Raw genomic sequence first — 19828 nt, 5'->3', positions numbered from 1 at the left:
ATTCGTTTCGTTTTATTTATCTATTTTAACAAAAAAAAGAGGCTAGGGGATAACTCTACGAGTTATCCCCTAGCCTTAATAAAAGGTGGGAGCAGAAGCAACTTCTTCAGAAACAAACGCTTCTGTCCCAATTCCTCCTAAAGTTTATATTGATATTTCTTCTATTTAAGTCTCTCAGGCATCATACTTTCTAAAAAGCCCCAAACACCGTTGCTGATTCTTAATTCATCTCGATCATAGTGAGAAAGTTCTGTTCTGATTAACTGATCTTGACCATCTAGTACTTTTTGTGCCCAATGAGGATCAATCAAAATTGCTCGTCCAACAGCAGCTAGGTCTGCCGTTGCCAAAACTTCTTTTGCATCTTTACCATTTCTGATATCCCCTACACCGATCAGCGGAAGACGATCCTGAATTGTTTCTTTTATATACTCGATAATTGGTTTTTCTTTAAAATCATCACTCACTGAATGATTCCTATAATTACCGACGGATAGATGGAGATAATCCAACGGTTTGTTCGCTAATAAATCGACCAAGAATAATGTTTCACTCAAGCGAATTCCAGGTTCTTCATATTCTTCTGGGGAAAAACGATACCCCACAATAAAATCTTTCACACCGGATTGATCTACAACTTCTGTTACACCATCAACTAAATCATTAATAAATTTGACTCTTTTTTCTAGAGATCCACCCCATTCATCTGTCCGCCGATTAGAATGTGGAGAAAAGAATTGTTGGATCAAGTAAGTATTTGCTCCGTGAATCTCTACGCCATCAAAACCTGCTCTAATTGCTCTTTTTGTCGCTTTTTTAAAACTTTCTAAAATGTCAAAAATCTCTTCTTCTGTTAATTCCCTTGGTGTTTGTGCATTAGGTCGTTCAGCGGCAACAGCACTTGGTGCAACAGGTTGAACACCATGTAAGATTTTAGAATCCGTCATCCGCCCAGCATGAAAAATTTGAAGAATCGCTTTTGTATGATTCTTCTTGATCGCTGCGGCTAATTTAGCTAGTCCTGGAATAAAGCGGTCATCATACACGCCTAATTCTCCATCCCATCCTTTACCACCTTCATGAACATTGGCGGCAGCTGTGATAAATGCTCCAACTTCCCCAGTTCGTAGTGCATAATACTCAATTTCATCATTTGTGACAGTACCATCAAAAAATGACATCTGTGTCGTCATCGGTGCAACAACCAGTCTATTTTTCACGTGTAAGCCTCTTTTAAAGGTTAGTCCTGTATCTACATTATTCATTGAATTTCCTCCCTTGATTTTACATGCATGCACATGCAACTATTTACATAGTAAAGAATAAAAGACTAAAAAGCAACTCCTTAGTCTTCTATATAAAATACTTTTTTAAAATAGCATTTACTTCCTGCTCCACAGATGATACTAAATTTGCCCCTTCAGCGGTCAAATCTACATACACACCACGTTTATCATCTGTACAAATTCTTCTTTCAATCATCGGATGATTTCTATCTTCTAGCCTATTGATCATACGAGATAATGCACTTTGGCTCAAACACAGATGATTTCCTAAATCATTCAGCCTCATGTGGCACCCATTTTGCTTGAGTTGATATAATGCATAATACTCACTTGTTGTGAGTTGACTATTTTTCTTCAGCATTTCTTCTAATTTTTTTTCAACTATGGACTGCTTTTTTGTATAGTCCAGCCACTGAGATATAAGAGGTGTTTCCATTTGATCATCCCTCCTTGAGTATTCTTTCAACTAATTATAGTTTGCTTGTTTTTAGTGTAAAAGTCAAAATTTTAAGAAAGGTTCAATCAAAATAAAAGCCATGGACCTTAGCCACATGACTTTATCTGGTTACTTTTTTATTTAACTCGCGTTCAAAATCCACATAAATCCTACAAAAACAAAGAACAACGCGTACATGATCGGTGAGACCTCTTTTCCACGTTTTGCAGCAATCATTGTAATTGGATAGAAAATAAAACCAAGTGCAATTCCGTCAGAAATACTGTAAGTCAAAGGCATTCCTAAAAGAATCAAAAATGAAGGAATTGCAATTTCCATTTCTTTCCATTTGATTTGGCTAAGAGATTGAGCCATTAAAACACCCACAACAATTAACGCTGGTGCTGTTACTTGCGAGGTTACTACTGAAAGTAATGGAGAGAAAAATAATCCAACAATGAAGAAAAGACCTGTTGTTACAGCTGTTAAACCGGAACGTCCGCCAACTGCGATTCCTGCAGAAGATTCTACATACGCACCAACTGGAGAAGTTCCTAAAAGAGAGCCTGCTAACATTGCTGTTGAATCTGCAGCTAATGCTTTTCCAACTCGGGGCATTTTATTCTCTTTCATAAAACCAGCCTGATTCGCTAAACCGACAAGCGTTCCAGCTGTATCAAAGAAAGTTACTAATAAGAACGTCAACACTACGACCCATAATTGTAGAGAATTAATGTCACCCACATGTTTTAAAGCGACCAAAAAGGTTGGTTTAAGACTCGGAGCACTTGAAACAATTTTAGTAGGAACCTCAATCAATCCAGTTACCAAGCCTAAAATAGTCGTTGCAGTCATCCCAATAAAAATCCCGCCAGGAACACGACGCACCATCATAATCGCTGTAATCACTAAGCCAAAAATAGTCAGCCAAGTTGAGCCTACATTCAATGGTCCTAAAGCCACCAACGTTGACTCATTTGAAACAATGATCCCACCTTCGCTTAATCCTAGAAAAGCGATGAACAGACCAATTCCGCCAGAAATAGCGTATTTCAAATCTGCAGGTATAGCGTCAATGATCAATTCACGTAGTTTAAAGACCGTGATCAAAATGAAGATTAAAGACGCCACAAAAACGCCAGCTAACGCCGTTTCCCAAGGAACTCCCATTCCGACACAAACAGAATAAGCAAAAAAGGCATTGATTCCTAGCGCTGGTGCTGTTGCGATCGGATACTTAGCAAAAATCCCCATCAAAATACAGCCTAATGCACTAGCTAGTGCTGTCGCAGTGAAGACTGCGCCTTCGTCCATTCCGGAAGCCCCCAAGACCGTAGGGTTTACAAACAAAATATACGCCATTGAAATAAATGTCGTAAATCCAGCTAAAAATTCACGTTTCACTGTAGTATTTAATTCGTTGATCTCAAAATAGGCAATAATTTTTTCTTTCACCTGATATCCTCCTAAAATATGAATAATAACTTGTTCTTAAAATGCCAATAATTACTTAAACAACGTGTTCAATCATATAATAAACAAAAGGATAAGTAAATACTAAGGTGAAACTTATGGCTTATCTAAAAATGCTCATTTATGAGACACGACATTTAATACAATTTCTTGTCATATCGTCACTTTTGAGATTTTTTTACCATATTAGCTATATTAGAGAGTATGCAAAATCAGATTGAAGAGTACATAAAGGATATGGACGATAATGATTGGTTGTTTCCGAGTCGAAAGGGAACAGATCATCTTCAGCCGAAAGCTATTTACAAGATAGTTCAAAAAGTTGCTGCTGGATTGATAGAAGTGATATCGAAACCCATACCTTACGCAAAACGTTTGGCTATCACTATTATAAACGTACAAAAAATATTGTCTTTTTAAAGGAAAAAATAATATAGAAAAAATCTCTATTCTAAATCTATGTTATATACCAAAATGAACTACTAATACATTATCGATCAAAGCATTTTCGGATAGTGAAATAAGAGTATCTAATTGCTTCAATATTTTTTTCGTTTCGACCTTTTCTTTTAAATAAGCACCGCTTTCTACTAATACCTCAGTTGAAAGCTCAATAATGTCAGGAGCATTTTCAAAAAGATTTTTCCATGATTTTATGATACTTAAAATTTTTTTTATTCCTAATTCGTCAAATATAGTAGTACCATAATAATTTAACCCTTCTTTTTGATTTGACATGGTTTCCCAATATGACGGAACCCAATTTAGAGAATCAGATAGATAAAGAATAAGATAATCATCTATTTTTATCATGTGCTTTTTCGTCTCATTATTATAATCAATAGTTTCTTCATTTTCAAAAATTGTAAATTCATGTACTAATGCCATAAAAATCTATCTCCTTTATAAAAATTATGTTTTTCCTAATGAAATAATAGACCCATCTGGAGCTAAGTCAATATATTTTCCATTTTTCTGTATCTTCGAACCCCCGGAGTAGCTCCACCCACATTAGATGGTTTAACTCCTTTTTTAACAGTTCGAGCAAATTCTTCCGCTTTTCTCTTATATTCATCTATTGTGCTTGCTCCAACTTCGTCTCCATGTTTTTTGAAATGTTTTTGAACATTCAATTCCGAAGAATCTGTCCCTCCTGCACCCCATTCACCATTTTTATTAGTGTAGCTATTATCTTCATATAAATAGCCATCACCTAAACTAGCCCAAGCACTTGTAAATACACCTGCTCCATGACCTAATACTGCTAATCCACTTGCATTAATTGCAGGAACAGCAATTGCTCCTACCCCACCTGAAAAGACAGTGGACGCTGCACCCGCCAAATGCCCATAATCCTCCACCGATAAACTCTGCTCCACCTTTTGCTAAAGAAGCTAAGTCTGCTACAAATTGACCTACAGCATAATTCTTTGTTCCTGAAAGTTCTGCACCAACTTTTCGTTCACCAAACCATTCATTTAATAAAGATTTTCCATTGTTATTGGCTAACTGATCAATAAATCCTGCATCATATTTACCATCAACATACACGCCTAATACGTTGCCGTATTCATCAAATTTTGTTGTGATTTCTTGATTTGCAAGTTTGTATGCTTTTACTTTAGCATCAATTTTTTTCTGGCGGTCTTTCCAACGTGTCGTGATTGGCTTTGCCCAATTCATGTCTAGTTTCTTGATATCAAACGTTCCTGAAGCAGCATTCCATGCTTTACAGTCCTTCACTTGGGCAACACCTTTGTCTAATTCCTGTTGTGAGGAGTTGTATTCATCAAAGTAGCTTGCCGACTGCGCACTATATGCACGAAACTTTTCTAGCTTCTCTTGTCGTTTCTGCATGGCTTCATACACATTCATTGAGCGCTTTTCTAAATCTGGTCTGGGTGTTTTCGTATCTCGTATTAATTCATCAATCGTGTGCAATTAGGCTTTGTAGTCGTCAATTTCAGCTAAGATTTTATCTTCATCCATATCCAGCCCACTAACCGTGGCTTGATACTCACTTAGAAATTTCTTGTGGGCATTGGCTAACGCTTCACCTGTCATAATAATGGACTGGCAAATTGGCGTATAGGCAACCATAAAATAATTCTTTGCCGAATCATAGGCTTTACTGGATAATGGGAGCAGATAGAAATGAACTCACGCTCTGTTGCAAAGAAGCAGCTGCTTGTTGGGCTTGTGTACTTACTTGTGCAGCCTGAGAGCTTCTCGTTTATGCTTCTGATACACTAAATTTAAGTCCCACTAAGCTTCTCCTCTTCTTTCGAAAACGACATTTTGTTATAATTAGTTTATATGATTATAATGCAAAAGGAAAGACTATTTTACATGGTAGAATAAAAATAAGTACATCGACGTTTTTTTATAATCAACAGGAACACATTTATAAAGACGAATTATCAATACTATTTTTTATACCTAAAATTTACACTAGAAATAGCTTTAAATCCGCAAAGGATTGTTCTATCCTTCCCCAAAAGACGACCGTTTTTTTAGGAAGAACATTTTTAAAAGAATCTGACACAATCAAATCGTGCCAGATTCTTTTACTTAATTAACTCTAAATTTTTTATCTTGCTTACTGGTTCTAGCTTTTTGAGGACATAGTACCCTGATTTTTATTACGCTTTAGTCTACAAATTCAATAGATATAGTTAAATTATTCATTTTTGAATTCAACAAAGCCTATTTCCTTATTGGCCTCGCCAGTCTGCTCATCAACTCTATTTACTTGGATTTTGTACACAGAATTTTTATCTAATGAACTAAGATTAAAAGATACGGTAATATCTCCAGTTTCTAAATCGTAAACTTCTGCAGAAAGTTCATTTTTATCTTTTACGCCATTTTTATATATATCAATTCCAATAGATTCATTAGTAGATAACGTGGTATTAAATTCCGCAGTCGTTTGCAGAGCATCGCTCTTCACACTAATATTACCAATATTATTCTTATTAACAACTTTTGGGATACTTGTTTGATTTATAGGTTTATTAGGAATATCAAACTTCCAATCGCCAATATACTCTAATGCTGTATCTACTCCAAAAGGCTTTTGCTCTGGATCTTCTAAGGCTTTTGATTTAGCTTTTTCAAACTCAGCCCTATCCTGCCACCATAACTTATAAATATGAAGTGATAAATTAGTATTATTTGGAATTTTTTTACCCGTTAAGGAAGACATAACGGATCCATAAAAAACATTACCTTCTACACGAAAAGTTGAGCTTGTGAAGGCTCCTCCAATTAAATCTTCATTATTTTCCTTCGAAAAAAGACCATATTCAATAAATTGCTGATTAGAATTTGCTGAAATTTCTTTTTCTAAAAGTTTTTTTAGATAATCATTGTCTATTTTAAATTGGTAGTCAAAACCAAATTTTGACTCTGTGGATACAAATTTTGTTAAAGTAATTTTTTTCTCATTTTGAATGCTTGTTAAATTTATCTCATTTGAAATGTTATTGTTTTCCAGTGTAGTAACTGCAGAATCCTGACTGATTCCAAGAGCTTTAGATATCGCGGAACTTATTTTAGAATCATTTAAAAATAATAATAGTAAAACCATTGGTACAGCAGCACATAAAAGTACTTTTACATAAATTTTTTGTTTGTATTTATCTTGTTTAATTTTGTTTTCTATTATTCTATTTCTATTTCTAGCTAATTTATCCATAGTTTCTTCCGTAATTTTTACCTCTTCTTTAATTATATCATCAATTTTTCTTTCAATCATTTACTCTCACTCTCCAATAATTTCTTTAGTTCCTTTCTTCCACGAAATAATCTGGTTTTAACTGAGCTATTGCTTATATTAAGTTGATTAGATATTTCTTTAGTTGTAAAACCTGCATAATAGTGTAAAATGACTGGAATCCTATATATATCAGGCAAACATTTCAATATTTCTATTGACTCTATGTTTTCATTAGGAATCTCTGTATGATAACTTTCATCAAATAATGTATGTTGTTTTCTTTTTTTCAAAATATCTTTTGCATTGTTTATCATTATTTTAAATATCCATGAGTTAAATGCTGATTCATTCTTTAAATTTACTATCCTTTTCCAAGCAATGATCTCAGTTTCTTGTAAACAATCATCTACATCTTCTTTGTTACCAAGAATTTTGAATGCAGAGTTATATAAAATGTTTTGGTACTCATTACAAAGTTCTATAAATGCCTTACCCTCACCTTTCTTCGCTTTTTTTACTAATCTAATTTGTAAGTCATTTTCCATTATGCCTATTTCACCTACTCTCTTGTTACTTATTAGACTTGAAATTCGGTAAAAAGGTTACATTAAATTTAAAATTTTATGTAACGATTGGAAAACCAACATCATCTTAAAGTTTATGAGATTTTTTTACTATTTATACTGGAACCCCTAGTATAAATAAGGCTTTTCATAACATATAAAACATGGCCATCCTTTAATCATTTCAACACCTTTGTAGCTACATAACCGTTTGATTATTTCTTGTAGACTTGTTCGGTATTGATTATAAATTTTTTTCTATACTTTTGGGTGAATATAATATGGTATTTACATAACCATTTTTTATGGGCTAGCGTATTTGTTTAGTAGTCAACTAAATATCTTCCTTTCGTTTTCAATATGGCCTGAACAACTATATTGTAATTCTTATGAAGAGATTTTTTCGTATGACCTTTTATTATGCACCCGTATAGCAGGTATTTTTTTGCACGCTTTGCATACCCAACTGGGTCTGAAGACATAATAAAGGAGTTGGTCTAATACCAACTCCCATATCTCTATGATCAAATAGTTTGATTTTTTCTTACTTATATTTATTTAATTGACAAAATAACGACTTCCTTTTACTGGATTATATGTTGCGAAGTATCCCCATAAACCATATCCATCTTTTCTTGCAGGATATAATACAAAGCCTCCATTTGCTGGAATCGTATGTCTTGCAGCATTAGTATAAAAATAAAATGAGTCTTTTGTAGCTCTTACTGCAAAGTAAGGATTTGCAGCACTATTTCTAAATTTTAGTTTAACTTCACCATATCTCCAACCGCTTGCAGAAAATGGATTAGAATCGTATTGCTTAGTTGGCAAATCATCAATATTTAAAAGTTTTGTAGGTATATTTGCTCCCCTTGGCTGAATTAATGGCAATTTCTCACTTTTTTCTGCAGGTATAGTTTCTAAATCAACTGTTTCTTCATAAGCATTATCCATTATTTCAGAAATATCTTTATTACTATTCTCATTTTCTGATTCAATTAATTGAACAAATTCAACCGAACTTTCCTTAGTTAGTATACCATCGGAAACAGGATTATAAATAAGCCCTTCCCCTGACTCCACAAGTCCTTTAACATCTTCAAAACTTGCAGCATTGGCACTAGTTGATCCTAAAACTAATCCTACTCCCCCTATTAAAACAATTGACAGCATTTTTAGAACAAAAACTTTCTTCATCATAAAATCTCCATTCGAATTTAAAATAACGATATCATGTAATAAATACATGGTCAACCTTTTTTTTCAAAATGTTTTTTTAAATAACTAATATTTTTCAACAGCATAAACAATCTACTCCTTTTATAACGCTATTATAAAAATAAAATTTCTTTTTACATGAAATCTTAAAGCAATATTTAATTAACTATAAAACTTAATTAAATTATAAAATATTAGTGTTTTTTTTGAAACTTATGTAATGCCAGATACTTGTGCAAGAAATTCTAAACAAAACACGAACATAACATAAAAAGACACCATGATTTTTATCAAGGTTCAAATCATTATTAAAATCGGATATCAAAAATTTAATTGAATTAAAATCTACAACATAATAAAGAAAATAATCATACTTCTGATTTTATTTTAATATTTTTCTTACTTATCCGTGTTGCCAAGATTTAGAATATTTCATTGTTTCACTTTTCCTTTCTCACTATAATATTCAACGACACTTTGTTACAAAGTATTATTAACTTTTTTCCAAAAACATTTTGACATTACATTCTTCTTATCCCAAAACTAACTGTTTATATGAAATAGAATTTCAATGGTTCATGAACTAAAAATTACACCTGAATATTTTAATGACGTAAGAACGGGCTCTAAAATATTTGAAATAAGAAAAAATGATAGCAATTTTAAAGTCGGTAATCAATCATTTTTGAAAGAGTGGAACAATTATCATTACACAGATAAATCAATGTAGTTATTACTTATATAACCAAAGATCGAATGTTTTCGTACAAATTAACTCTGGATATTTTACTATATAAAAACACCGCATTGAGCATTACGAGCGAGAAAAGTTTAACTCATTCTACACAAAAAACGGCGTAGAATTATACTATCCTACACCATTTTTAGATTATATTAATAAAAAATATGCTAACAAAATACGATTACTAAGCTATGTTTTTCTAAGTAAACTCATAATACTTGTTTAATATTTCAAATTAATGGAGGACATCCTTCAAATTCATTTAGTGCCAGAGGATGGAAATATAGCGGATAATGTACTCAATTTTTTTTACTGATCATTTACAAGACATTCTAAAAACTTACCACGGCTGATCCGTAGGTCCTACTGTAAATTCATTAACATTCACATCTTCTGGCTGATCGATTGCATAAGCAACGATACTTGCTACGCGATCAGGACTAATGCCATATTGTTTGTACAATCCTGTCATTCCTTCAGCTGTTTTCTGATCAGTGATCGTGTCTAATAATGCTGTATTGATTGCAGCAGGATAAAGTGTTGCCGTGCGAATATGTGTCCCTTCTTGTGCCGATTCCATGCGCAACACTTCCATTAAATCTCGCACAGCCCACTTTGTTGCACCATAAACTGCACCGCCTGGATAAGCTTTGAGTCCTGCAACAGAAGACGTAGCAATAATATGCCCTGATTTTTGTTCAATGAATGAAGGCAATACCGCACCGATTCCGTTTAGAACACCCTTAATATTGACATCGACCATTTGATGCCATTCATCTATTTTAAGTGCGGATAGTGGTGAATTTGGCATGATTCCTGCGTTTAAAAATAGTACATCAACTTTTCCATAGTGTTCTTTGGCAAGAGCTACAAGCTTTCGATTATCTTCTTGTTTTGTAACGTCTGTCACTTGATAAATAGCATCGCCAGACGCTGCATTAATCTGTGCTACAATTTTTGCAAGCGGCTTTTCACGTCGTGCCCCTAAAACTACTTTCGCTCCCTTTTCAGCTAATAACTTTGCTGTCGCTTCGCCAATACCTGATGAAGCACCTGTAATAATAACTACTTTATCTCTAATCGTCATAGTATTTTCCTCCCTTACTTTTATTAAAATCGAACTCTGTCAAGGTGCTACTTTGAGTCCATCCGTTATTTCACGGATTTCCTTAGCTGGACTACCAGCTACAATAACATTATTCGGAACATTTTTTGTAACCGTTGAATCCGCCGCAACGATTGAATTTTCACCAATTATTACCCCAGGTAAAATCGTAACGTTGGCGCCGATCCAAGCATTCCTTTTAATAAGGATGGGTTCTACTTTCAATCCTCTTCTTTTTTTTGGCTCAATCAAATGATTAACTGTAATGAATGTTGAACCCGGTCCAATCAATACATCATCTTCAATTGTTATTCCACCTAAATCTACAAACGTAACGTTCTGATTAATAAAAATATTTTTTCCAAACGTAATATGGCGGCCGAAATCACTATAAAATGGTTGTGAAATCGTGACTGAATCAGCTATTTTTTTCCCAGTGATCTCTTTCATGTATTCTAACCTTTTTTCTTGCGTATGGTACTGCGTATTCAGCTCCGTCAATAGTCGTTCATTGGCTTGTTTTATTACATGAATTTCATTAAATAGATCAGAATTTTGTATTATCTCTTTGCCAACTAATTTTTTTTGCAACTCACGGTTTGCCATATAACCCCTCCTAAAAAAATAATCTAATTTACTATCTTTAGTTTACCTGAATACGTTATACTTAACTAATACCTATATAGAATACTCATGCATAACTTTTATCTATAGAAAGGGCGATTTTTATGGAGCTTCGTGTCATAAATTATTTTTTAACCGTAGCAAGAGAGAAAACAATCAGCAAGGCGGCTGAGGTACTGCATCTTTCTCAGCCAACGCTTTCAAAACAATTGAAAGAATTAGAAGAAGAACTGGGGGTATGTCTATTTGAACGTGGAAATCGGTTTATAACATTGACTGAAGCAGGTGTTTACTTAGAAAACAAAGGGAAAGAAATTTTATCTTTAGTTGACTCAACAACAACAAACTTAATAAAGAACGATGTTATTAGCGGAGAAATTACAATTGGTGGAGGGGAAACTCAAGCTTTTGACTTTATTGCTGAGCGTATACAGAAATTAAGGGAAGAACATCCTGACATTCATGTTCATTTATATAGTGGAAATGCAGATGATGTGCTGGAGAAAATCGATAAAGGGTTATTAGATTTTGGGTTAGTTATTGACCCTGTAGAAAAACAAAAATATGACTATCTGCGTCTGCCTTTGATAGATCATTGGGGAATCCTAGTGCATAATACGAGCCCATTATGTTCATTAAAAAGTGTGACACCAAACGATATCCAGCATATACCATTATTGATTTCAAATCAGTCACTCGTAGACAATCAACTCGCAGAGTGGCTTGGTAGAAATATCGATCACTTCAATGTGATAGGAACCTATAATTTATTGTACAATGCTTCTTTATTTGTAAAACAAGAGGTTGCAAGTGCTCTTTGCATCAATGGCATTATCAATACCGCTGAAACGAATCTAACGTTCATTCCTTTTTCACCACCATTAAGAGCGACCATTAGCCTTGTATGGAAGAAAAACCAGATTTTTTCTAATGCTTCAAGTGCCTTATTAGAACTCCTTAACCCTATTGATTAAAATAAAAGTGGCTGGAAAGAAAGCATTTCAGCTTATTTCCGAAGGAGTTGTTTTTGTTTCCACAGTTTATTCACATTTAGGGCGTGAGACAAAAGTGAATTTTACTTTTATCTCACGCCCATTTTCATCAATTATCCGAATAACTGTACAATTTTCAATTCTGAAATAAGACTAAATCATTTTTTATGACCAATCAGACATATCCTACTTTAGTAGAAGGTTAATTTTTAAAACGAACCAACTTACAGCATTATAGCTCATATGAGTGGCCATTTCAGATAGGATTGATGCTTCCTGATTCTAATAACTTTTTCTATATATGATTTTAACTCAACGCTTTCTTCCTATTTTTGAGTTGATCTAGAGCAAAAATCACTATTGGTAAATAATTAAAAATAAAGCTAATTCTCTGACAAAAACCGATCTTATTTAATACTGGCAGGTGACTAATTGCTGGAATTCTGGCTAACCCGTATATCCCCGCAAAAATGAAACTAATTAGTAATAAAATAAAATACAGTCTGCTATGCTTGGCTTTCCCTTCTTTTTTATAAAGTAAAAATAAAAAAAGCGGAAACAATAAAAAACCTGCATATCCTAACCCAGAACCAATATTATGAACCCAGGTCGAAAAATTCCAATTTGCTTGCTCCGTGTTGATACTGAACAATCCAGTAAAAATGCAATCGCCTACTCCATATAACCCAATTGCAAGAACTAGCCATTTAGCCAAGGTCGTTGACGTGTTGGTGAATGTTTGATACATTGCCGGAATTGCTAAAACAAATAGGATTCCTGATACCACAGACCAAACTAAAAATGCTTGTCGCACCGGACTTTCTACATCACCGAATACACTGATCACCATAGTCATTTGATTTACTTCAGGATAAAAAATACCTAAAATATACGGTGTTAAAAAATCGCTAATTGCACCTAATAAAAGAAAATAAAAGCCATATTTTTTAAGAAAATTCATGTCGTTCCTCCTAAGTCAAATTTCTCTTATCGTTTTTCCACTTCATTATACGCAATTATGAGATAATTTTGTAATTATAATTCCTTAGATAAGGGAAAATAAACTTCTTTTACATGCTTGCTTTTTCCGCTTTGATTAGCAAGCGGTTTCATTTATAATACAAATAAGAGAGGCAATCGCAACTAACTTATTTTAAAAAAAATTAAATTAGGAGGCAATAACTATGCTAAACATCGATATTCCAACAATGAGGACAAGTATGCGTGAAAATGATGCAAAACGGGATGCTGGTTTGACTGAACCTGATACCTTAGAAATAATCAAAAATTTGTCTTATGGTCCTTATGGTAATGAAAATACTTTTGATATTTACTATCCAAAAGGGACCGATAAATGTCTACCAACGATCATCAATATTCACGGCGGCGGATTTTTTTATGGGGATAAAGAGCTTTATCGTTTTTACACCATGTATTTAGCAAAACAAGGATTTACTGTGGTAAATTTCAATTATCGTTTAGCGCCAGATCATCAGTATCCTGCCCCTTTAGAGGATACGAATAATTTGATGAATTGGCTAGTTGAACATGGAGAAAATTATTATGTTGAGTTGAATCACCTGTTTTTAATCGGTGACAGTGCTGGTGGACAACTTGTCGAACAATATGCTGCAATGACCAGTAATCCTAATTATGGACAAAAATTTCCGTTTAAAATCGCAGCGGTCGACTTTAACGCTGTTGCCATGAATTGTGGCGCTTATTTCCTTGGACAAAACGTTGCACTCAATCAAGACTTCCCGTTTTACTTTGGTGAAACAATCACACCGACACTTGAGAGCCAATTTCCTGTAGAGAGCTATATTACAGAAAATTTCCCACCATCATTTGTCGCAACGGCTACACACGATTTTCTAAAAGATGCGGCTAAACCTTTAGCAGATCTATTGAAAACAAAAGGGATCGAAACTTCTTACAAACTTTATGCAAATCAAGACAACTCTAATCTAGGACATGTCTTTCACCTAAATCAAAAAAGCGATATTGCTAAAGAATGTAATAATGATGAAATTGCTTTTTTCAAAAGGTTTCTTTAAGAGATAGATAAAAGGGATTTTAGGTAAAGATGGAGGGTCGAATAATGCATTATTTAAGTATTGATGTTGGTGGAACGTATATAAAATTCGGGTTGATTGATCGGGCTGGTAACTTTATCCAAACTTGGCGACATTCAACACCAAAAACGCTAGAGCTGTTTAAAGAAACAATCCGTTGCGAACTAGACGCGCAAAAAGGCAAAATCAAAGGCCTTGCGATGAGTTCTCCCAGTAGAGTTAATTCAACTAAAGGGTACATTCACACTGGAGGTTCATTACTATTTCTGTATGATTTTCCAATGAAAAAATGGATTGCTAGTATTACGGATCTACCATTTTCGGTGATCAACGATGGAAAAGCTGCAGCTTTAGCTGAATGGTGGATCGGCAACCTAAAGGGGATCGAAAATGGAGCAGCTGTTGTTTTGGGAACTGGTATTGGCGGTGGCTTGATTTTAGATAATCATTTGCATCAAGGACCCAATTTTCAAGCAGGTGAATTAAGCTTTCTAATACGGCAATCGCAGAATCCTAAGCAACCACAACTCTTTGGTTATTATGGTTCAGCCGTAAAATTCATGGCAGAAGCGACCACTATCTTAAATGTGTCAAAAGAGGATCATGACTCTGTTTTTAACGCGATTTCAACACAATCATCCGCCGATTTGACGGTTTTATTTGAAAATTACTGTCGAGATATCGCCATTCTTCTGACAGATATGCAAGTTATGTTAGATTTGGAAAAAATCGTGATCGGTGGCGGAATCAGTGCCCAAGATAGCTTGATTGAAATGATCCAGCTACAGTATGTCAACATCAGACAAAAAGAAACTATGCTGGGGCAAACATTTGATCCTCTCATTATTGAAGCGTGTGCATTTAGAAATTCGTCGAATTTATTGGGGGCATTATATCACTTATTTGTTGAGATAGAGAGTTCAACATTGACTAAAAACGAAATAAAGGATGTGAGATAAGCGCAAAAATTGCGCTTTTTTCACATCCTACATCCAACTAATTGATTGACTTTGTTTCATTACGATAATAAACTTCATCAAGAAAAAGACCTTGAGAAGGGACCGTCATCCCAGCATCACTTCTGATTTTATGTTCAAATATCTCGTCGATCGTTTCAAGTTTCATCGTTCCAGACCCAATCTCTAAAATAGTCCCCATAATTATTCGTACCATTTTATATAAGAAGCCATCCCCGACAAAAGTAAAATGAAGCATACTTCCCTCTTGTTGAATAGAAAGCTCATTGATCGTTCTGGTCGTTGATTTTTTCGTCTTTTTAAGCGATGAAAACCCGATAAAATCATGGGTTCCTATCAGTTTTTGACAAGCCTCATTCATCAGCTCAAGATTCAGTTTTTCAGAATATTGAAAACTAAAGTGCCGTTCAAAAGCTGATGGGATCACATCATTACAGACATGATAGCTATATTTTTTCCCTATTGCGTTATAGCGCGCATGAAATCTTTCAGGTACTTCTTCTACTTTTTTTACGACAATATCTCGAGGCAAATAACGATTCAAAAACGCGAGCATTTCTGCCAAACTTAGTGTAGTATTCGTTTTGAAATTAGCAATCTGCCCTCTTGCATGTGTTCCGGCATCCGTCCTGCCCGAGCCAATAATTTCTATTTTTGAGCTGGTCATTTGTGTTAAGATATTCTCGATTTTTCCTTGAATCGTTTTATCGGAGTCACCCAACCTTTGCCAGCCTAAATATCTAGTTCCATCATACTCAATTGTTAGTTTAATATTTCTCATTTGTATCTCCTTGCATCGCTCTATTTAATCTAAAAATCTCCAGCTCCTTTAGTATACTCTATGATGCGTACTATGAAAAATTCTTTTGTCCTCCTATTCCAACTTATCGTTCTATTGACATACTATTCATACTGATTTATATTAAACATAGACGTTCATCTATACACAGGAGGAATAGATATGGGTTATGAAAACTTGTCATTCGTGCTTAAGGCGATGGCGGATCCGAATAGAATGAAAATAATCGATCTTCTCTCATACAGTAGTATGTGCGCTTGTGATGTATTGAAACATTTCGATTTTACTCAACCTACTCTTTCTCATCATATGAAAGTTCTAGAAAAAGCGGAGATCGTTTCAGTAAACAAACAAAAGCAATGGCATTACTATTCTTTAAATGAAGAGTTTGTCCAAGAATTCATGAGTTCCATGGCACACCTACTTTCCGATAGTGGCACAGATTGTCTCTGCCAAAGCAAAGAGACACAAGAAAATCAAACAAAATAAGGAGATTGTTAGTAAATGACTTACGCACTTGAAATAAAAGACTTAAAAAAGGTATATGCAACAGGTGTTGAAGCGTTAAAGGGAATCAATTTAGCGGTAGAAGAAGGCGATTTCTATGCTCTCTTAGGCCCTAATGGTGCTGGAAAATCAACAACGATCGGCATTATCACCTCTCTTGTCAACAAGACATCTGGTCAAGTAAATGTATTTGGTTATAATCTTGATAAAGATTTAGTCCTGGCAAAACAACAAATTGGACTTGTCCCACAAGAATTCAACTTCAACCCTTTTGAGACGGTTGAACAAATCGTTATCAATCAAGCTGGTTATTATGGTGTTTCACGAAAAGAAGCACTAAAACGCAGTGAAAAATATCTAAAACAATCCGATTTGTGGGAAAAGCGCAATGTTCGTGCGCGAATGCTTTCAGGCGGAATGAAGCGAAGATTAATGATTGCACGCGCCTTGATGCATGAACCCAAGTTACTTATCTTAGATGAACCAACTGCTGGAGTAGATATTGAACTGAGACGGGAAATGTGGGATTTCTTAAGAGAGTTAAATGCAAATGGGACTACGATCATCCTAACCACTCATTATCTAGAAGAAGCTGAAATGCTTTGTCGCAATATTGGGATCATTCAGTCAGGTGAACTGATTGAAAATACCAGCATGAAAACTCTTCTAGCGAAACTTCAGTTTGAAACCTTTATATTTGATCTAGAAGATTTTGATGAACAACCAGAAATTATAGGGTATAACAGTAGTTTTGAAGATGAACGGACGCTTGTTGTGGAAGTTGAACGTGATCAAGGAATCAACGAACTATTTAACCAGCTTTCAAAACAAGGAGTAAAAGTTCTTTCCCTTCGAAACAAATCCAATCGATTAGAAGAACTATTTCTAAAAATCACAGAAGAAAAACGTCACGTGAACGCCAGTTCAACTTCCAAAGGATAAAGCGAACAACATGGAATACACTATGACTATTTTTTATCAAAACAGAGCGAACCCGCTACACTTTTAAAATAAGGAGAATAAAAATGTTTAAGTTATATTTCACGGCCCTAAGAAGCCTAGCCGTAAAAGAAACCAACCGCTATCTAAGGATTTGGGTACAAACGTTGGTCCCACCAGTTATTACCACATCATTATACTTTGTTATATTCGGAAACCTAATCGGTGGACGTATTGGACAGATGGATGGATTCTCCTATATGGAATTTATTGTTCCTGGACTTATTATGATGTCAGTCATCACAAGCTCTTATGCTAATGTTTCTTCTTCGTTTTTCTCACAAAAATTCCAGAAAAATATTGAAGAATTACTCGTTGCGCCTGTCCCAACGCATATTATTATTTGGGGATTTGTGATCGGCGGACTTGGCAGAAGCGTCCTAGTTGGTACACTTGTGACGATGATTTCTCTGTTTTTCGTCCCTCTTCACGTCTATTCATGGTCGATTGTTATCATCACACTTTTGATGACCGCTATTTTATTTTCATTAGCCGGTCTATTAAATGGAATTTTTGCTCAATCGTTTGATGATGTATCCATTGTACCCACATTTGTTTTACAGCCTTTGACCTATCTTGGTGGAGTATTTTACGCCATATCAATGCTGCCGCCAATCTGGCAAACAATTTCAAAAATCAATCCGATCGTGTATATGATTTCAGGATTTAGATATGGTTTTCTTGGAACAATCGATGTTCCAATTGTCTTTTCTTTGCTAATTCTAATTCTTTTTATTTCAGTACTTTATGCAGTTTGCTGGTATTTGATTGATAGAGGACGCGGTTTGAGAAGTTAGCTCTAATGTAAAAAACAGAGGTTGAGACAGAGGCGTTTAACTCCGAGAAATAAGAGGGAATTCACGAAAATTGTTTTTCAAATTTTTGTGAATTCCAACTTATTTCCGATTCTGCTCTCACCGTTTATTCAGATTCATTAAGGCTAGGACATAACTCTACGAGTTATGTCCTAGCCTCTATTTTGTTTCACTTCATTGTAGATGTTACTTTTTCATCGATTCTTAAAAATGGTAAATAAATAAATACACTTGCTGCAATAATAATTACTTGAAGAACTGCCGCACGCCAATCACCTGCCGTTGCTAGAAAACCAGATATAACAGGAGGCGTCGTCCATGGAATTTGAACAACGACATGATTGATCAATCCGAAAGACGTTGCATAGTAAGCTACTGTCAATGAAAAAATCGGAGCTAAAATAAACGGAATAATCAAACTTAAATTAAACACGATCGGTAATCCAAAGATAATTGGTTCACTGATATTAAAAGCAGCCGGTGCCACAGAAAGCTTGGCAAAATCTTTATAGTCTTGTCTACGGCTAAAGATAAATATAGCAATTAACAATGCAATTGTATTTCCTGAGCCTCCCATTACTGCAAATGTATCTTTAAACGCCATATTAATAATATGAGGGATTTCTTCTTTATTGGCATAAGCAGTCATATTTTCTTGCATATTTTGCAAAAGAAAAGGATCAAGCAGAGAACCTGATATAACAGCTTGATGTATGCCAAAGCCAAAGAATAAATTTGCAACAGATGTGATCAATAAGAATCCTGGTAATCCAGTCGTTACTCGACTAAGCGGACCTGTAATGACTGTTGTGATCAATGTATTAACATCTTGATTGAACAATTGATTTACTGTAAATGATACAATAGCAAAACTGGTCACTGTCAACATTATCGGAATCAACACATTGAACGATTTTGTAACTGCTGGTGGTATATTCCCTGATAAATTAATTTGTAATTTCTTAACTCTTGATAGTTTAATAAATAATTCCGTTGCGAATAATCCAACAAAAATCCCAACAAACATGCCTGATGCACCTGTGTGGCTTAACGGTATAATGCCTGTAACTTCAATCGACTTTGTTGCTGATTCGGGTAAAAACATCATTTTCATCGGCGTTAAAACAACAAAAGTGGAGAGTGCAACTAAGACTGCCGCAATTTGGTTAATATAATTACGACTGATACACATATGATAAGAGACAGCTGCAACGACTAATACCGTTGCTATATTTAATGTTCCATTTCCTATAGAGACACCGATTTCTTGAATGGTTGTCAACGTGTCAGGGGAAATGATTTTCCCCATAAATCCCGTAGGTTCTAAAATAACATAATTAATTAATGTAACAAACCCGGCCAACATCATGAACGGCATAAACGTTGCAAAGGCGTCTCTTAGAGTACGTAAATGAATTTGATTACCCAACTTGGTTGCCACAATACCAAATTTTTCAAAAATTTTATCTTTTTTACTTTCTCCCATTTCAATTCCT

General features: G+C 34.7%; 22 protein-coding genes and 1 pseudogene. 7 read left to right on the top strand and 16 right to left on the bottom strand.

Annotated features, from left to right (window positions below; translation table 11 throughout):
- Positions 1 to 161: 161 nt before the first annotated feature.
- The 11 genes and pseudogenes from IGI43_RS12970 to IGI43_RS12920 all read right to left on the bottom strand — a co-directional run bounded on the left by IGI43_RS12970 (position 162) and on the right by IGI43_RS12920 (position 8676).
- Positions 162 to 1265, bottom strand: coding sequence for an NADH-dependent flavin oxidoreductase (locus IGI43_RS12970; RefSeq protein WP_438758213.1), 1104 nt, complete (start codon positions 1263 to 1265; stop codon positions 162 to 164).
- An 88-nt stretch (positions 1266 to 1353) separates the two neighbouring features.
- On the bottom strand, positions 1354 to 1722 hold the full coding sequence (locus IGI43_RS12965) for a MarR family winged helix-turn-helix transcriptional regulator (protein ID WP_438758212.1): 369 nt from the start codon (positions 1720 to 1722) through the stop codon (positions 1354 to 1356).
- 141 nt (positions 1723 to 1863) lie between these two features.
- On the bottom strand, positions 1864 to 3177 hold the full coding sequence (locus tag IGI43_RS12960) for an NCS2 family permease (RefSeq protein ID WP_438758211.1): 1314 nt from the start codon (positions 3175 to 3177) through the stop codon (positions 1864 to 1866).
- A 480-nt stretch (positions 3178 to 3657) separates the two neighbouring features.
- A complete protein-coding gene (locus tag IGI43_RS12955) occupies positions 3658 to 4083 on the bottom strand; it encodes a hypothetical protein (RefSeq protein ID WP_438758210.1) in 426 nt (141 codons plus the stop codon).
- 62 nt (positions 4084 to 4145) lie between these two features.
- The gene (locus IGI43_RS12950) at positions 4146 to 4538 is read right to left on the bottom strand and encodes a hypothetical protein (RefSeq protein WP_438758209.1); all 393 of its coding nucleotides are present in this window, start codon (positions 4536 to 4538) and stop codon (positions 4146 to 4148) included.
- On the bottom strand, positions 4474 to 5070 hold the full coding sequence (locus IGI43_RS12945; protein ID WP_438758208.1) for a hypothetical protein: 597 nt from the start codon (positions 5068 to 5070) through the stop codon (positions 4474 to 4476). The genes IGI43_RS12950 and IGI43_RS12945 overlap by 65 nt, the downstream gene beginning before the upstream one ends.
- 66 nt (positions 5071 to 5136) lie before the next feature.
- Complete coding sequence (locus IGI43_RS12940) at positions 5137 to 5295, bottom strand: hypothetical protein (protein ID WP_438758207.1); 159 nt, start codon at positions 5293 to 5295, stop codon at positions 5137 to 5139.
- A 580-nt stretch (positions 5296 to 5875) separates the two neighbouring features.
- Positions 5876 to 6955, bottom strand: coding sequence for a hypothetical protein (locus IGI43_RS12935; protein ID WP_438758205.1), 1080 nt, complete (start codon positions 6953 to 6955; stop codon positions 5876 to 5878).
- Positions 6952 to 7461, bottom strand: coding sequence for an RNA polymerase sigma factor (locus tag IGI43_RS12930; protein ID WP_438758204.1), 510 nt, complete (start codon positions 7459 to 7461; stop codon positions 6952 to 6954). Before IGI43_RS12930 ends, IGI43_RS12935 begins: the two co-directional genes overlap by 4 nt.
- A gap of 189 nt (positions 7462 to 7650) precedes the next feature.
- Positions 7651 to 7760: pseudogene (locus IGI43_RS12925) on the bottom strand (IS200/IS605 family transposase); the annotation flags it as partial.
- A 277-nt stretch (positions 7761 to 8037) separates the two neighbouring features.
- Positions 8038 to 8676 carry a hypothetical protein gene (locus IGI43_RS12920; protein ID WP_438758203.1) on the bottom strand — a complete coding sequence of 213 codons (639 nt, stop codon included), beginning with the start codon at positions 8674 to 8676 and terminating at the stop codon, positions 8038 to 8040.
- Between the two features lie 592 nt (positions 8677 to 9268).
- On the opposite strand from IGI43_RS12920, the gene IGI43_RS12915 reads away from it, so the two are divergent.
- A complete protein-coding gene (locus IGI43_RS12915; protein ID WP_438758202.1) occupies positions 9269 to 9427 on the top strand; it encodes a DUF3850 domain-containing protein in 159 nt (52 codons plus the stop codon).
- 352 nt (positions 9428 to 9779) lie between these two features.
- Here IGI43_RS12915 and IGI43_RS12910 read toward each other — a convergent pair whose 3' ends face one another.
- Together IGI43_RS12910 and IGI43_RS12905 are read right to left on the bottom strand one after the other, a co-directional pair.
- Positions 9780 to 10526 carry an SDR family oxidoreductase gene (locus tag IGI43_RS12910; protein WP_438758201.1) on the bottom strand — a complete coding sequence of 249 codons (747 nt, stop codon included), beginning with the start codon at positions 10524 to 10526 and terminating at the stop codon, positions 9780 to 9782.
- Positions 10527 to 10565: 39 nt separating this feature from the next.
- Positions 10566 to 11150, bottom strand: a complete 585-nt coding sequence (locus IGI43_RS12905) for a DapH/DapD/GlmU-related protein (RefSeq protein ID WP_438758200.1) — start codon at positions 11148 to 11150, stop codon at positions 10566 to 10568.
- Positions 11151 to 11272: 122 nt separating this feature from the next.
- Between IGI43_RS12905 and IGI43_RS12900 the strand changes: the two genes are divergently transcribed.
- Entirely contained in the window at positions 11273 to 12142 is an 870-nt protein-coding gene (locus tag IGI43_RS12900; RefSeq protein WP_438758199.1) for a LysR family transcriptional regulator, read from the top strand.
- 325 nt (positions 12143 to 12467) lie between these two features.
- Here IGI43_RS12900 and IGI43_RS12895 read toward each other — a convergent pair whose 3' ends face one another.
- Positions 12468 to 13121 (bottom strand): DUF998 domain-containing protein, encoded by a 654-nt coding sequence (locus tag IGI43_RS12895; protein ID WP_438758198.1) that lies wholly within the window; start codon positions 13119 to 13121, stop codon positions 12468 to 12470.
- A gap of 223 nt (positions 13122 to 13344) precedes the next feature.
- Between IGI43_RS12895 and IGI43_RS12890 the strand changes: the two genes are divergently transcribed.
- Both IGI43_RS12890 and IGI43_RS12885 read left to right on the top strand, forming a co-directional pair.
- Positions 13345 to 14217: an alpha/beta hydrolase gene (locus IGI43_RS12890; RefSeq protein ID WP_438758197.1), complete on the top strand. Its 873-nt coding sequence runs from the start codon at positions 13345 to 13347 to the stop codon at positions 14215 to 14217.
- A 44-nt stretch (positions 14218 to 14261) separates the two neighbouring features.
- Positions 14262 to 15194 carry an ROK family protein gene (locus IGI43_RS12885; RefSeq protein ID WP_438758196.1) on the top strand — a complete coding sequence of 311 codons (933 nt, stop codon included), beginning with the start codon at positions 14262 to 14264 and terminating at the stop codon, positions 15192 to 15194.
- A 37-nt stretch (positions 15195 to 15231) separates the two neighbouring features.
- Here IGI43_RS12885 and truA read toward each other — a convergent pair whose 3' ends face one another.
- Entirely contained in the window at positions 15232 to 15993 is a 762-nt protein-coding gene (gene truA, locus IGI43_RS12880; protein ID WP_438758195.1) for a tRNA pseudouridine(38-40) synthase TruA, read from the bottom strand.
- 180 nt (positions 15994 to 16173) lie between these two features.
- Here truA and IGI43_RS12875 point away from each other — a divergent pair, with 180 nt between their 5' ends.
- From IGI43_RS12875 to IGI43_RS12865, 3 genes are all read left to right on the top strand, one after another.
- The gene (locus IGI43_RS12875) at positions 16174 to 16500 is read left to right on the top strand and encodes an ArsR/SmtB family transcription factor (protein ID WP_438758194.1); all 327 of its coding nucleotides are present in this window, start codon (positions 16174 to 16176) and stop codon (positions 16498 to 16500) included.
- 15 nt (positions 16501 to 16515) lie between these two features.
- Positions 16516 to 17460: an ABC transporter ATP-binding protein gene (locus IGI43_RS12870; RefSeq protein ID WP_438758193.1), complete on the top strand. Its 945-nt coding sequence runs from the start codon at positions 16516 to 16518 to the stop codon at positions 17458 to 17460.
- 83 nt (positions 17461 to 17543) lie between these two features.
- Complete coding sequence (locus IGI43_RS12865; RefSeq protein WP_438758192.1) at positions 17544 to 18314, top strand: ABC transporter permease; 771 nt, start codon at positions 17544 to 17546, stop codon at positions 18312 to 18314.
- 187 nt (positions 18315 to 18501) lie between these two features.
- Here IGI43_RS12865 and IGI43_RS12860 read toward each other — a convergent pair whose 3' ends face one another.
- Entirely contained in the window at positions 18502 to 19818 is a 1317-nt protein-coding gene (locus IGI43_RS12860; RefSeq protein WP_438758191.1) for a PTS sugar transporter subunit IIC, read from the bottom strand.
- Between the last annotated feature and the right edge of the window lie 10 nt (positions 19819 to 19828).

Source organism: Enterococcus sp. AZ126 (genome assembly GCF_051714545.1).
GTDB lineage: Bacteria > Bacillota > Bacilli > Lactobacillales > Enterococcaceae > Enterococcus_L.
Note: the sequence above shows the minus strand (reverse complement) of the source record. Positions and strands in the feature narration are given on the sequence as shown.

What these genes read in the sequence shown, in the direction of transcription:
- IGI43_RS12970 (WP_438758213.1), bottom strand. Translation starts at nt 1,265, where the DNA reads ATGAATAATGTAGATACAGGACTAACCTTTAAAAGAGGCTTACACGTG.
- IGI43_RS12965 (WP_438758212.1), bottom strand. Translation starts at nt 1,722, where the DNA reads ATGGAAACACCTCTTATATCTCAGTGGCTGGACTATACAAAAAAGCAG.
- IGI43_RS12955 (WP_438758210.1), bottom strand. Translation starts at nt 4,083, where the DNA reads ATGGCATTAGTACATGAATTTACAATTTTTGAAAATGAAGAAACTATT.
- IGI43_RS12945 (WP_438758208.1), bottom strand. Translation starts at nt 5,070, where the DNA reads ATGAATGTGTATGAAGCCATGCAGAAACGACAAGAGAAGCTAGAAAAG.
- IGI43_RS12940 (WP_438758207.1), bottom strand. Translation starts at nt 5,295, where the DNA reads ATGGTTGCCTATACGCCAATTTGCCAGTCCATTATTATGACAGGTGAA.
- IGI43_RS12935 (WP_438758205.1), bottom strand. Translation starts at nt 6,955, where the DNA reads ATGATTGAAAGAAAAATTGATGATATAATTAAAGAAGAGGTAAAAATT.
- IGI43_RS12930 (WP_438758204.1), bottom strand. Translation starts at nt 7,461, where the DNA reads ATGGAAAATGACTTACAAATTAGATTAGTAAAAAAAGCGAAGAAAGGT.
- IGI43_RS12920 (WP_438758203.1), bottom strand. Translation starts at nt 8,676, where the DNA reads ATGAAGAAAGTTTTTGTTCTAAAAATGCTGTCAATTGTTTTAATAGGG.
- IGI43_RS12915 (WP_438758202.1), top strand. Translation starts at nt 9,269, where the DNA reads ATGGTTCATGAACTAAAAATTACACCTGAATATTTTAATGACGTAAGA.
- IGI43_RS12910 (WP_438758201.1), bottom strand. Translation starts at nt 10,526, where the DNA reads ATGACGATTAGAGATAAAGTAGTTATTATTACAGGTGCTTCATCAGGT.
- IGI43_RS12905 (WP_438758200.1), bottom strand. Translation starts at nt 11,150, where the DNA reads ATGGCAAACCGTGAGTTGCAAAAAAAATTAGTTGGCAAAGAGATAATA.
- IGI43_RS12900 (WP_438758199.1), top strand. Translation starts at nt 11,273, where the DNA reads ATGGAGCTTCGTGTCATAAATTATTTTTTAACCGTAGCAAGAGAGAAA.
- IGI43_RS12895 (WP_438758198.1), bottom strand. Translation starts at nt 13,121, where the DNA reads ATGAATTTTCTTAAAAAATATGGCTTTTATTTTCTTTTATTAGGTGCA.
- IGI43_RS12890 (WP_438758197.1), top strand. Translation starts at nt 13,345, where the DNA reads ATGCTAAACATCGATATTCCAACAATGAGGACAAGTATGCGTGAAAAT.
- IGI43_RS12885 (WP_438758196.1), top strand. Translation starts at nt 14,262, where the DNA reads ATGCATTATTTAAGTATTGATGTTGGTGGAACGTATATAAAATTCGGG.
- truA (WP_438758195.1), bottom strand. Translation starts at nt 15,993, where the DNA reads ATGAGAAATATTAAACTAACAATTGAGTATGATGGAACTAGATATTTA.
- IGI43_RS12875 (WP_438758194.1), top strand. Translation starts at nt 16,174, where the DNA reads ATGGGTTATGAAAACTTGTCATTCGTGCTTAAGGCGATGGCGGATCCG.
- IGI43_RS12870 (WP_438758193.1), top strand. Translation starts at nt 16,516, where the DNA reads ATGACTTACGCACTTGAAATAAAAGACTTAAAAAAGGTATATGCAACA.
- IGI43_RS12865 (WP_438758192.1), top strand. Translation starts at nt 17,544, where the DNA reads ATGTTTAAGTTATATTTCACGGCCCTAAGAAGCCTAGCCGTAAAAGAA.
- IGI43_RS12860 (WP_438758191.1), bottom strand. Translation starts at nt 19,818, where the DNA reads ATGGGAGAAAGTAAAAAAGATAAAATTTTTGAAAAATTTGGTATTGTG.